The sequence below is a fragment of the Aliivibrio friggae genome (assembly GCF_057368515.1).
Window position 1 is genome coordinate 1201446 of the sequence record NZ_CM170649.1, and the last position, 13527, is coordinate 1214972.

The 13527-nt window shown below is 39.9% G+C and carries 9 protein-coding genes; 3 read left to right on the forward strand and 6 right to left on the reverse strand.

Translation table 11 applies throughout. From position 1 onward, the window contains the following. The first annotated feature begins 19 nt into the window (after positions 1 to 19). Positions 20 to 1465 carry a pyruvate kinase gene (pyk, locus tag AC2INI_RS18915; RefSeq protein WP_122033552.1) on the forward strand — a complete coding sequence of 482 codons (1446 nt, stop codon included), beginning with the start codon at positions 20 to 22 and terminating at the stop codon, positions 1463 to 1465. Positions 1466 to 1556: 91 nt separating this feature from the next. Here pyk and treC read toward each other — a convergent pair whose 3' ends face one another. The 6 genes from treC to nagZ form a co-directional block, all read right to left on the reverse strand. Then, positions 1557 to 3227, reverse strand: a complete 1671-nt coding sequence (gene treC / locus AC2INI_RS18920; RefSeq protein WP_486306017.1) for an alpha,alpha-phosphotrehalase — start codon at positions 3225 to 3227, stop codon at positions 1557 to 1559. Between the two features lie 88 nt (positions 3228 to 3315). Further along, positions 3316 to 4740: a PTS trehalose transporter subunit IIBC gene (treB, locus tag AC2INI_RS18925; protein ID WP_486306018.1), complete on the reverse strand. Its 1425-nt coding sequence runs from the start codon at positions 4738 to 4740 to the stop codon at positions 3316 to 3318. 147 nt (positions 4741 to 4887) lie between these two features. Next, entirely contained in the window at positions 4888 to 5832 is a 945-nt protein-coding gene (gene treR / locus AC2INI_RS18930; protein WP_122033549.1) for a trehalose operon repressor TreR, read from the reverse strand. A gap of 134 nt (positions 5833 to 5966) precedes the next feature. Beyond that, a complete protein-coding gene (locus AC2INI_RS18935; protein WP_486306019.1) occupies positions 5967 to 9032 on the reverse strand; it encodes an efflux RND transporter permease subunit in 3066 nt (1021 codons plus the stop codon). 12 nt (positions 9033 to 9044) lie between these two features. Further along, positions 9045 to 10145: an efflux RND transporter periplasmic adaptor subunit gene (locus tag AC2INI_RS18940; protein WP_486306020.1), complete on the reverse strand. Its 1101-nt coding sequence runs from the start codon at positions 10143 to 10145 to the stop codon at positions 9045 to 9047. Positions 10146 to 10342: 197 nt separating this feature from the next. After that, positions 10343 to 11338 carry a beta-N-acetylhexosaminidase gene (gene nagZ, locus AC2INI_RS18945; RefSeq protein ID WP_486306021.1) on the reverse strand — a complete coding sequence of 332 codons (996 nt, stop codon included), beginning with the start codon at positions 11336 to 11338 and terminating at the stop codon, positions 10343 to 10345. Positions 11339 to 11510: 172 nt separating this feature from the next. Here nagZ and AC2INI_RS18950 point away from each other — a divergent pair, with 172 nt between their 5' ends. Both AC2INI_RS18950 and AC2INI_RS18955 read left to right on the forward strand, forming a co-directional pair. Beyond that, positions 11511 to 12614, forward strand: coding sequence for an anhydro-N-acetylmuramic acid kinase (locus AC2INI_RS18950; protein ID WP_486306022.1), 1104 nt, complete (start codon positions 11511 to 11513; stop codon positions 12612 to 12614). Positions 12615 to 12645: 31 nt separating this feature from the next. Then, positions 12646 to 13515 carry a (2Fe-2S)-binding protein gene (locus tag AC2INI_RS18955; RefSeq protein WP_486306023.1) on the forward strand — a complete coding sequence of 290 codons (870 nt, stop codon included), beginning with the start codon at positions 12646 to 12648 and terminating at the stop codon, positions 13513 to 13515. Positions 13516 to 13527 lie beyond the last annotated feature (12 nt).

A 13527-nucleotide genomic window follows, 5' to 3' on the forward strand; every position in this document is an offset into this window, starting at 1 on the left:
CATCCATCTTGGAGATAATATGTCTAACAGACTACGTAGAACAAAAATTGTTACCACTCTTGGCCCTGCAACTGATCGTGATAATAACCTAGAAAAAATCATTGCCGCTGGTGCAAACGTTGTTCGTATGAACTTTTCACACGGTAGCCCAGAAGACCACATCATGCGTACTAAGAAAGTACGTGAAATCGCTGCAAAACTTGGTACTCACGTTGCTATTCTTGGTGACCTTCAAGGTCCTAAAATTCGTGTATCTACTTTTAAAGACGGTAAAATCCAATTAGCTATTGGTGATAAATTCACCCTAGATAGCGATTTACCTAAAGGCGAAGGTAATCAAGACTCTGTTGGTCTAGATTATAAAGAACTTCCACAAGACGTTGTTACTGGTGATGTATTGCTTCTTGATGACGGCCGTGTTCAACTTAAAGTAACTTCAGTTGAAGGTAACAAGGTTCACACTGAAGTAACCGTTGCTGGTCCTTTATCAAACAACAAAGGCATCAACAAACAAGGCGGCGGTCTTTCTGCTGACGCACTGACTGAAAAAGACAAAGCTGACATCATCACTGCTGCTGCGATGAAAGTTGATTACCTAGCGGTTTCTTTCCCACGTAACGGCGAAGACATGAACTACGCTCGTCGTCTAGCTCGTGAAGCGGGCCTTGAAGCAAAATTAGTTGCTAAAGTTGAGCGTGCTGAAACAGTAGCTACAGAAGAAGCAATGGATGACATCATCATGGCTTCTGACGTGGTAATGGTTGCTCGTGGTGATCTAGGTGTTGAAATCGGCGATCCTGAGTTAGTTGGTGTTCAAAAGCAACTTATCCGTCGTGCTCGTAGCCTTAACCGTACGGTTATTACTGCAACACAAATGATGGAATCAATGATCACAAGCCCAATGCCTACACGTGCTGAAGTTATGGATGTTGCTAACGCCGTACTTGATGGCTCGGATGCGGTAATGCTTTCTGCTGAAACAGCAGCTGGTGACTTCCCTGTTGAGACAGTAATGTCTATGGCAAGTGTATGTATTGGTGCTGAAAAAGTTCCAACTGTAAACGTATCTAATCACCGTTTAGACCGTCGTTTCACTACACCTGAAGAAACGATTGCAATGTCTACTATGTATGCTGCAAACCACATGGAAGGCATTACAGCGATGATCACGCTTACTGAGTCTGGTCGTACTCCACTAATGATGTCACGTCTAAGCTCTGGTTTACCAATCTTTGCTTTATCTCGTAACGAAAGCACACTAAACCGCGCTGCTCTTTACCGTGGTGTAACGCCTGTATTCTTTGATGAAAACGCTGACTCTGGTCTTCCATCAACGTACGCAGCAATCAGTACGCTAAAAGAGAAAGGCCTATTGAGTTCTGGCGACCAAGTTATCATCACTCAAGGTGATGTAATGGATATCGTTGGTTCTACTAACTGTATGCGTATCATTACGGTTGAATAATTGATCGACATTTAAAATAAAAACCTCGTAAATCAATTTGAGTTACGAGGTTTTTTATGTGTTCTATTTTTTATAATGACTCAGATTTATATTATTTTTCAATAAGAATCACTCTGCATTCATAAGGTCTAAGAACCATACTCGCCTGTGGTTTCTCCGCTTCCATATCTCCATAATTACTCAAAATATATTCAGTGCCTTGTCCTTGAACATCAAGGCTTAATCCCACTTCATTGTCATAAAAGTTATGAACGGCAATTAATCGATGAGTTTCATTTTCACGTTGATAGCAGAACAATTCTTCATGCTCTGGCATCAAATCGACATAATCCCCAGTGGTAATCACATCGATATCTTTACGCAATTGAATTAGCTTTTTATAAAAATAAAATACCGACTCTTGATTTGTTAATGCGGATTCTGCATTCACTTGTGGATAATTGTTAGCTACAGATAACCACGGTGCTCCTTGAGTAAAACCGGCATGACTCGTACCATTCCATTGCATCGGTGTTCGTGAATTATCACGAGATTTTTGATCTAAGATCTCCAACATTTCAGCTTCAGATACTGATTTTTCTTGATTGACCATAATGTCGAACATATTGGTACTTTCAAGATCTCGGTATTGTTCAATAGACGTATAATGTGGGTTGGTCATCCCGATCTCTTCACCTTGATAAATATACGGTGTTCCTTGCATCATATGCACCGAAGAAGCGAGCATTTTAGCGGATAATTCACGGTACTCTTTATCATTACCTAAGCGACTCACCACTCTTGGTTGATCATGGTTACACCAAAAAAGAGCCCCCCAACCTTTGCCATTTAAGCCAGTTTGCCAATGATTGAAGATCGACTTTAACGATAAAAAATCAAACGGAGCTTTGGTCCACTTTTCTCCATTTTTGTAATCAGCTTTAAGGTGATGGAAATTAAATACCATCGATAATTCTTTACCATCTTGAGCAGAGTATTGCTGACAATGCTCTAACGTAGTTGATGACATTTCACCTACGGTAACAGAGCCATACTTTTGAAAAACGGCGTCGCTGATCTCTTGCAGGTATTGATGCACTTTAGGACCATCGGTATAAAAACGACGTCCATCGCCACTTTCATCGTTAATAAATTCATTCGGTTTTGAAATAAGGTTAATAACATCTAATCGAAAACCATCAACCCCTTTCTCAGCCCAAAAACTAATGATTTCTTTTACTTCTTGGCGAACCTTTGGGTTTTCCCAGTTTAAATCCGCTTGCTCTTTAGCAAACAGATGCAAATAGTATTGATTTGTCGCTTCATCTAGCGCCCATGCATTGCCACCAAATTTTGATTGCCAATTAGTTGGGGCTTTTCCATCGATTGGATCTTTCCAAATGTAATAATCACGGTATTCACTCTCTTTATTTCCCAAAGCAGATTGAAACCAATGATGATCTGTCGATGTATGGTTAACCACAATATCCATAATAAGGCGTATACCACGAGACTTTGCTTCTTCAAGTAGATTATCAAAGTCAGCCATGGTGCCAAAATCTGGATTAATTGAGTAATAATCAGCGATATCATACCCATTATCGATCATCGGTGATTGATACACTGGTGTTAGCCATATTGCATCGACACCCAGTTTTTGAAGGTAATCTAATTTAGAAATAATACCTTGAATATCACCAGTACCTTTATCGCTACTGTCACAAAAACTTTTTGGGTAAATTTGATAGATAGTCGCTGTACGCCACCATTCTGAATTTGTCATGTTTATTCTCTCAACCACTAAAAAAGAGAACACCTCTGTTCATATACACATCATGCAAAGGTGTTATTTCATATTTGTTTATTACTGTTTATACCGCTGACACATCTAGCTGATCTTTCGTTTGTGCGCGTTTATACATCGCAAGTGTCAATATTGCTGGAACAAAAATCGCGACTAGCATGGCAATACCATAAATGCCCCAATATTGTGGTTGAATAGAAAGAATACCAGGTAAACCACCAACACCAATACCATTTGCCATCACGCCGGCCCCACCACAAATAGCCGCAGCCATAGCAGAACCAATCATTGCGCTTAGCATTGGAAATTTATATTTTAAGTTAATCCCGTACATCGCAGGTTCAGTCACACCAAGGTAAGCTGAAATCGCGGCAGGCACTGAAATATCACGTTCGCCACTTTTCTTACTGATAATGATAATCCCAACAACAGCAGACGCCTGAGCAATATTTGATAACGCAATTAATGGCCAAATAGGTGTGCCGCCTAACTCTTGCATTAGCTGTAAGTCAACCGCATTGGTTGTGTGATGAATACCCGTAATAACCAATGGCGCATAGAAGAAACCAAAGATCACAGACCCAACAATCGCAAAATCTCCAGTCATTGCCGCTTTAGCAGCCATCGCAACACCATCACCAAGCACTCGCCCAAATGGACCGATAAATGCGTGAGCTAAAATGACAGAAACAATAATTGAAACAAAAGGCACAACAACAAGATATAGATAAGAAGGAACGATGCGCTTTAAATTTGTTTCAATAAAAGCCAGTGCAACCCCTGCTAGCATTGCAGGAATAACTTGTGCTTGATAACCAACCTTCTCGATAACAAACAGGCCAAAATCCCACACTTCAGGGACTTCTTTACCAATAAGATAAGCATTCATCAATTGTGGTGATACTAGAGTCACCCCTAATGTAATACCTAAAATTGGCGTCCCGCCTAACTTTTTCACCGTTGACCAACACACGCCAACAGGCAAGAAGAAGAATATAGCTTCACCAATCAACCATAAGAATGAATGAACGGTTGCCCAAAACTGGCTGATTTCAACCAAGGTTTGGCCATCAAACATTTTTAGATCGCCAATGACGTTTCTAAAACCTAGGATCAAACCACCAGTGATAATGGCAGGCAGTAATGGAACAAATATTTCAGCAAGATGTGAAATACCACGCTCTAATATATTCATATTTTGGCGAGCTGCGAGTTTTGCATCCTCTTTTGACTCACCTTTATCGCCTGAAAGTTCATTCAATATCTTAAATACTTCATCAACTTCAGTCCCAATGACGACTTGAAATTGCCCAGCGTTGGTAAAACACCCTTTTACCATTGGGATTTTTTCAATCGCTTTTACATCAGCACCTTTGGTGTTATTTAATACAAAACGTAAGCGAGTCAAACAATGACTTACGCTAGCGATATTTTCTGATCCCCCGATCAGTTCGATCAAACGTTGTACGTCCTTTCTCTCTATTTTACTCATACCTTTGTCCACGTTGATTGTTATTTTATATTTATGGGAATGTTCCCATTTCGTTTTAAGTATAATTACAAAGATGAAACAAAAAATAAATGGGAACAATCCCACAAGGTGAATCAGATCACAATAAAGCGTGTTTTTTAGACAATATTAAAGAGATAAAGGCTGGGTTAGATGCGCGATACTTACGCTTGCTTCTAATTGTTGTAAAAGCTGCTTAGCGGCACTCTCCCCTGCATATTGATAGCCTGGGTTAATACTAATAATGTTGGGGAATAGAAATGAAAGTAGCTCATTACCACCGACACCAGTGATCTGAACATCATTGCGCTGTAGCTCTTGAAGACGTTTCGCAACCCCTAAGGCTAACGTATCACTAGCACAAACAATCGCTTGAATTTCATCATCAAGAACAGAATCAACTAACGCATAAGCACTTTTGTGATCTAACTGCCCTGTGGCAAAATTCGGCAAAAGATCATGCTCTTGGCACCATTCAAGGTAAGCATCCAAACGTAATTTACCCGTTGTTTTATCGTTTGGATCAACACCGATATACGCAATATTCGTTAAGTGTAGTTCAGAAAGGTAATGTAACGCTTGTCTGATAACACCATGATTATCGTAATTAATTGAGCTCACCTTATCCGTGTCCATTGCAATCACGATAATACGCTCATTCCAACGCTCAATTTCAGCCATATCACAGTCTGTAAAACCAAATAGAATGACACCATCCACGCTGCGTTTTCTTAATACCTCTAAGTGCTCGTTGGTTTTTTGAGTATCAAACTGGCTCTCCATGATCACGGCATCATAACCTTGCTGATAAATAATCTCTAAAATGCCGCTAATGGCTTTATTTTCTGAAGGTGAATCAAGACGAGATGTGATGATCCCTATTACTTTTTGACTGCCACCACGCATACTCTGAGCGGATTTAGAGGGAGTAAAACCAGACTCTTTAATTATCTGTTCTACTTTCAGTCGAGTTTCTGGCTTCACTTTTGGATCATTGGTTAATACACGAGAAACCGTCGATTTTCCAACACCAGCCATTTTAGCTATATCAAGAATCGTCAATTTTTTCGTCATGTCTACTATATCCAATAAGTAAAGGGGTAGTCCTGATTATAACGTTAACGCTTTCTATTCTAAACCAAAAAGAAAAAGCCTGACCATAAACATGATCAGGCTTTGAAAATTATCTATTTTCGGTTTAAAACAAACTACGCTTTGGCTTCTCTGTCGTATTTATTTGCTCTAAAGAACAAGCTGTACAATACAGGGACAACACCCAGTGTTAATAGCGTACCTACCGCCATACCAAAGATCATCACAATTGACATTGAATACCAGAATTCACCACCAGAAATTGCCAGTGGAACTAAACCTAGTATTGTTGTTAATGTTGTCATTACAATTGGTCGTAATCGAGTCATACAGGCGTCAATAATCGAATCTCTTATCAACATTCCTTCTGCTCGATTACTCTCAATACAATCAATTAATACAATGCCATTATTAATAATGATCCCCGCGAGACTGAAAATACCAAGCATTGCTGGGAAAGTGAAATACGCATCCATTATCAGTAACCCACTCACCGCTCCAATTAAGGATAATGGGATCGTCAGCAGAATAATGGCAGGTCGACGCACAGAATTGAATTGTAATAACAACAGCAAAACCATAACAGCAAAACAGTGTGGAAGGTAACCAAACAGTGCTCCATTAGCTTTACTTGCTCCCCTTAGCTCTCCTCCTAACTCAATAGAATAACCGTCAGGTAGCTTCAAGTTCTCTAAGTAAGGCTGCACCAACTTATTCAATTCACTTGCTTGAAGATTGGCGTGCTTAACGCTGACAGTCATCACTCTTTGCAAGTCTTCACGTCGAATAACAGCAGATTCTCGCGTAGTTGAGAAATCAGCAAACTGTAATAACGGCAGTGGTTCACCTGAACTGCTTGAAATGATCCTCATACTAAAGAGTTTACCAATTTCATTTCGCTCATCATTACCACGGATCATTACAGGGATAACATCATCATCTTCACGATAACTAGTCACTTCATAACCCTCAAGAAAACTATTCAAACTAATCGCAATATCACGACTGGTGATCCCTGCCCTTTGCGCTGCGGTTTGATCAATATCAATAGTGATTTTAGGGACGCTGTTTTCCCAGTTATTATCAATACCAACGGTTCCTGGGATATGATGTAACGCATTTTCAATTTGACTCGCAATAACCCTAAGTACGTTCTCATCATCACCCACGACTTTATATTCAATCAACCCAAGCTCTGTACCGCCTAACCACATACGTTTGGCTTGCCCTGAGGCTTCTGGTAATTCTTGAACAATAAAATCATTAGTTTTAGCGACCATTTCTAAAGCAGAATCGGTATCTGTGGTGTTAACCACCATAGATGCACGGTTCGTTGCACGATCCACTGGCGCTAGTGCAAGGAAGAAGCGAGGGCCACCATCGCCAATATACGCCACCGTATTCGTGACGTCTGGGTTTTGCTCTTTATCTAATAGCCATGAATTTAAACGACGAGTCACTTTTGTCGTTTCTGTAACGGTAGTTCCTGCTGGTAAATTTAAGAACACTAGATATTGATTACGCTCAGAGCCTGGCATAAATTGAATCGTAACGAATTTCAAACCAAAAATAGCCAAGAAAAATAACGCTACACATGCTGAAATAAACAACAATCGATAATTAAGCGCATAACCAATTACGTTTTTATAAGCTTGAGTTAGAAGCGTTTCTTTCTTTAGTGTCTCTTTCTTAATACCTGGTTTTGGCGATTTTAAGAACCAAACACATAAGGCGGGTGTTGCAAATAGACATAAGAACCACGAAGCCAACAATGCTAACGTAATAACTTGAGATAAAGATCGAAGATATTCTCCCGTCACATCTTGAGCTAATAATAACGGCATAAAGGCCAAAATACTGGTCAGTGAAGACGTTAGTAACGGCAAGGCCATGGTTTTAGACGCCAATACCGCCGCCTCTACCTTCTCCATTCCCTCTGAAATTTTAGTCTTAATAAACTCAGCAATAACAATGCCATTATCCACCAATAAACCCAGAGCGATAATAATGGCAGCAATGGACATTCGCTGCAGTTCTACGCCCCATACCGACATACCAATAATGGTTAATAGAATGGTTAAAGGGACGATACTACCTACAATCAAGCCCATTCTTACCCCAAGAAAAAGCATAACAACAGCAAGCACAACAACAACCGTTTGCATTAAATTTGAGGTTGCAGAAGAGACTGATGCGGTGACTTTTTCAGGTTGAAATGTCGCTAATTCCAAAGCCATTCCAGCCGGTAATTGTTTTTGGTATTCAGCTAAAAATGATTCAATATCTGCCCCGAAATCATCACTGCGAGTGCCATCTGCCATTGATGCAGCAATCACAATCGCTGATTGATTATTAAAGAATACGGGCGTTTTGAAGGGGTCTTCATAACCTCGGCTTAAGTCGATCAAATCTCGAAGGTAGACACTCTGTCCACTGTCTCGCTCAAACAACACCATATTTTGAATCTCTTCAACTGATTCAAAATTTCCTGACGGCTCGATAACAACTTCTAATGCTCCTGCATCTATTGTTCCTCCGGGTAAAACAACGTTGCGAGCTTGAACACTTGTTTTTATCTGTTTAACCGAAAACTTATTTTCTGCAATCGTATCGTCTTTTGGCGTTAACCAAATACGCTCTTCTTGAACCCCGTATAATGCGACTTGAGAAATGGTTGAATAGGTGCTCATTTTATCTTGTAAAAACTCAGCCATACGTCGTCGTTCACGAGGCGTAAAGTCATCACCAGTTAAGGCAATAGTCGCAGAATATACTCGTCCAAACTCATCATTCACATAAGGTCCATAAGTCCCTTCAGGCAATTTGTTTTGGACTTCTTCCATCCTATTACGTAACGTGTCCCAAATTGGCTGCAGCTCGAAGTACTTATCATGAACCGATACATTAATTTGAGTAACACCCGTTCTAACCCATGACTTAATCTCTGACACTTCGGGGATTTGTTTTATTTCACGTTCTAAAGGTTTGGTGATCAGTTTTTCTATACGGTCAGGTGACATTCCTGGGAATTGAGCCACCACAATCGCGTTACGGATCATTATCTCAGGATCTTCTTTACTGGGTGATTTCAGAAATGTAGAAATCCCAATAATAAAAAGCATGATGATAAAAACTTGCGTAAAGCGAGCATTAGTTAGTGCAAAACGAGTTAATTTTTCCATAATAATGCTTCCTTATTTTTCCTGCCAAAGTTGTACTTTTTGGCCTTCAAATAAGAACGGAACACCAGCAATAACAACATGCTCGCCTTCAACTAATCCATCATAAACTTTAAACTTATTATCCAATGTACGCTCTGTTGCTACATAGCGTTTTTCTAATGTCATCGTCGTTGGGTTTACGACATAGATTGCCGCTTTTTTCTCTTCTCCCGCTGCGCTAATATCATCAAAATTCACCGCACTTAACGGTAATACAATCGCCGTTGGATCTTCATTACCAAGGGTAACCATCACATTGGCTGACATTCCATTACGGATTTTATTGTTACTTTCTAAAATTCGAACCGTTACTGAATAGGCGTTTCCTTTTTCAACGACGGCGCCAATTTCAGTTAACTCCCCAGAGACTTGTAAATCATCAAGGGCCGGAATTTCTATCGTTACTCCCATACCAAAACTAAAATACTGTATCAAGCTTTCAGGAACAAGTACGGCAACCTCTAAAGAGTTATTATTAACCAATTCAAGTACTTTCTGACCTGAATTTACCTTTGTAAAATCATCAATCATGATATGACTAATGAGGCCTGCGTAAGGTGCAATCAATTCCGTACGTGATAAATTTAATTTTGCATTACGTAGATCAATTTGAGCAGAAAGCATTTGCTGATTCTTAGCATCAAAATCAGCTTTAATATTTAATAATTCTGAGTCGCTCACAAACCCTTTAAGTTGTAACTTCTCAGCTCTGCTGTATTTATCTTCAGCCTGAACTAATGCAGCTTGAGCTGCCCCTAAGGACGCCGAAGCTTTGCCAATTGTTAGTTCTAACTCATCCGTCTCTAATCTCGCAAGTACTTGTCCTTTTTTCACTCGATTGCCCTTAGCAATCAAGATATCACTTACTGTACCGCCAACTTTAAAACTCAATGGTGAAGTTCGTGTGCTTTGGACTACTCCCGCTAACTCTCTTTCAATAATAAAAGAGGTTCGGGCTGTCGTAAGGTATTTAACGTTATGAATGACTTCTGCTTTCGTATCGTTATTTAAAGCTGGTTCTTTTTCACAACCAACTAATAAAAAAGCAGTAAATAGAATAATGAGATAGTTCACAATGGACTCCAATGTTACGCTGATAACACATACCGTACCAGTATAGCGTTCCATACAGTGAAATAAAAGTAAAAGCACAATAAAATTGGATCGATATCAACTTGTTATTGTCATTCAATCGCATGTAACTCATTAATAATAAGACATAAAAAAACGCACCAACCTAAGCTAGTGCGTTTTTTGTTCGTGAAATACGATTACGATTTCCATTTATCATAGGCTTTATTTATTGCGAAACTAGCCTCTTTCCACTCTTTGCTGCTCAGTAATTCACTGCGATTAAAATTCGTAGTTTTAAGTAAATTATTGGCCTTTTCTACGGATTGAATAGCTAAGTTATCCAACACTTCGACGGCTGATTTTCGATTATTACACATTAATACCATGTCGCAACCGGCATCAAGGGCTTGCTGAGAACGCTCTGCTGGTCCACCCATAATAGTGGCGCCTTCCATACTTAAATCGTCAGAGAACACCAAGCCATTAAAGTTAAGTTGTTTACGTAATACGTCTTTCAACCAATATGAAGAACCACTTGCTGGTGACGAATCGTATTCAGGATAGATAACGTGGGCAGGCATCATCGCATCTAAAATGCCCGCTTCGATTTGTGCTTTAAAAATCGCCATATCCAATTCAAAAATATTGTCACGGTGATCATAAGGGGTTTCTAAATGCGAATCAGCGATCACACCACCGTGCCCAGGGAAATGTTTCCCTGTCGTAGAAGTGCCCGCGGATTTCATGCCTTTCATAAAAGCAGTGCTGTATTTAACGATAGTATTAATATCATCACCAAATGCACGGTTACCAATGGCTTTACAATCAAAACCATTATCAAGCACTGGTGCAAACGTAAGATCGATGTCATGAGCAACGAGCTCTGAACACAATAACCAGCCTGCCGTTTTCGCTAACTCAAGACCATTATCCATTTCAGCATACGCTTGCGCTGGTGGAATAAGCGTAAATTCATCTCTAAAACGCTGAACTCGACCGCCTTCTTGGTCAACACCAATTAGAATTGGACGCCCTGCCGCTTTACGAATAGAAGCGGTTAATGCTGCTAATTGCTTTGGATCATGATAATTTCGAGCGAAAAGAATTAATCCGCCCACTGTTGGATGTTGAAGCAACTCACGCTCTTCTGCATCTATTTCGTACCCTTCAACATCTAGCCATAACGGACCCATAACGTTCTCCAAATCGTCTTAATTTTTATAGGCTTAAAGTATCACGCCCTTTCTCATTTTAAAATCTTATCTATGGAAATTTTGTGTCAATTGTGTGAGTAACATAGATATTATCCCAACACTTTATGGCACAATAAAACCGTTAATTAATCCGTAGTTATGGAGTATCCACATGGAAAAATACATTGGCTTAATGTCAGGAACCAGTTTAGACGGTGTCGATGCGGTTGTCGTTGAGACAAATGGCACAAAAATCAACCTACTTGGTCATGCCGATTTCCCAATGGATCCTCAACTAAAAGCAGATTTACTGGCGGTTTGTACTGGGCAGCAAACCAACCTAAAAGTAATTGGAGAGATTGACCATCGTTTAGGTCATTTATTTGCGGATGCAACACTTCATCTTCTTCATACACTCAACCTTAAACCAGAAGATATCACTGCCATTGGTAGCCATGGACAAACGGTTTTTCATTCGCCTGACGCACAATATCCTTTTACGATGCAACTTGGCGATAGCAATATTATTGCGGCTAAAACAGGAATTAATACCGTTGCTGACTTTCGCCGTAAAGACATGGCACTAGGCGGACAAGGCGCACCATTAGTACCCGCTTTCCACCACACCTTATTTGGGAAATCCGAAAGTACTCACGTTATTTTAAATATTGGTGGCATCTCTAATATTTCTATTCTACAGAAAGACTCCCCTGTTATCGGTTATGACACAGGCCCGGGTAACATGTTAATGGATGCATGGATCACCGAACACCAACAAGTCAGCTACGATAAGAATGGCGATTGGGCTCGCAGTGGAGCCGTGATTGATGAACTTTTGATAAACCTGAAGCAACATAGCTATTTTGCTCGCCCTTATCCAAAAAGTACCGGGCGCGAGTTATTCAACTTAGATTGGTTTTCTCAATATATTGAAAATCCCCCTTATCTACCACAAGATGTGCAAGCAACGTTATTGGAGTTCACCGTATCTACGATTGTCGATCAGGTTCTAAAATTCCATGTTGGAAATAATGCAAAACTGCTCGTTTGTGGGGGTGGTGCTCATAACCAATATCTAATGGAAAGACTGCAATTCCATTTAGCAAATTGGGCAGTTATTACCACGAACGACTACAATGTAGATAGTGACAATATGGAAGCAATGGCGTTTGCATGGTTAGCACATCAACGAATTCATGATTTACCAAGTAACGAACCGGATGTCACGGGCGCTTCTCGTTATGCAAGTTTAGGTGTAATCTACCCGGCATCTTAAATACAAATAATAATAATTTAAAGTAGCTCATATGCATATTGCAGAACAATTAACGCCATTATGGCGCAGCAAAAAATCATCTGATCCATGCCACTCTTTAAAAGAGCAATTGGCATGGTTAAACGATGCTGACGACAATTTCAAACTCAAAGCAATCAATAAAGAACAGCTGGATGATAAGCACTTACCATTAAATCAGTGGTTACCAGCCAACTTATCCAACGCGATTGAGTTATTCGGTAAAAAAAACGACGTCAATACGAACGTTTCGGCTTCCATGTGGCTAAAATCATTTAATAACCAATTTTTTACTAGCCTAGTCGCTCTACGTTTACGCTTTAATCGCGTTCCTATTATTCAGTTTAACGATATTTTCATTTCAACACCCAATGGCGAAAAGATAAAATCACTGAAAATTAATAACGCCTGCCCTTTTGTTTGCCTTGCAACGGATCCTTTGGCTTCTGAACCACAAGCAACCGTCGTAGAGAGCCAAGAGAAACTTGATGAAGCATTTACCCATTTATTACAGCAGATAGGTGGTGGACTAAGTGTGTTATTTGAACAAGAAAGACTAAAACACAAACCATTTTGGGGAGCCGTTTCACTGGCAGTCAGTGTCTTTTTCATGCGCTTAACTGAAAATGGATTGGCCTCTGATCTAGCAAATCAACTTGCGCCACAAGCACAGCAATGGCTCGAGAGCGTTATGCCAGAAATTGGCAAAAACCTTGCACATATACGAGTAGCAGAAAATAAACAGCAAGCAATTCTCTATGTTCAGCGTGAAACCTGTTGCATGAAGTACAAAATAGACGGCAAGAAGAACTGTGCAACCTGCCAACTATTAAATGAAGAAGAGCGCCATAAAAAGAACATTAAGCGAATTCCTAGCTCATAAACTAATAAATAA

Excerpts from the sequence above, each read along its gene's own strand:
- pyk (WP_122033552.1), top strand. The coding sequence starts at position 20 with ATGTCTAACAGACTACGTAGAACAAAAATTGTTACCACTCTTGGCCCT.
- treC (WP_486306017.1), bottom strand. The coding sequence starts at position 3,227 with ATGACAAATTCAGAATGGTGGCGTACAGCGACTATCTATCAAATTTAC.
- treB (WP_486306018.1), bottom strand. The coding sequence starts at position 4,740 with ATGAGTAAAATAGAGAGAAAGGACGTACAACGTTTGATCGAACTGATC.
- treR (WP_122033549.1), bottom strand. The coding sequence starts at position 5,832 with ATGACGAAAAAATTGACGATTCTTGATATAGCTAAAATGGCTGGTGTT.
- AC2INI_RS18935 (WP_486306019.1), bottom strand. The coding sequence starts at position 9,032 with ATGGAAAAATTAACTCGTTTTGCACTAACTAATGCTCGCTTTACGCAA.
- nagZ (WP_486306021.1), bottom strand. The coding sequence starts at position 11,338 with ATGGGTCCGTTATGGCTAGATGTTGAAGGGTACGAAATAGATGCAGAA.
- AC2INI_RS18950 (WP_486306022.1), top strand. The coding sequence starts at position 11,511 with ATGGAAAAATACATTGGCTTAATGTCAGGAACCAGTTTAGACGGTGTC.
- AC2INI_RS18955 (WP_486306023.1), top strand. The coding sequence starts at position 12,646 with ATGCATATTGCAGAACAATTAACGCCATTATGGCGCAGCAAAAAATCA.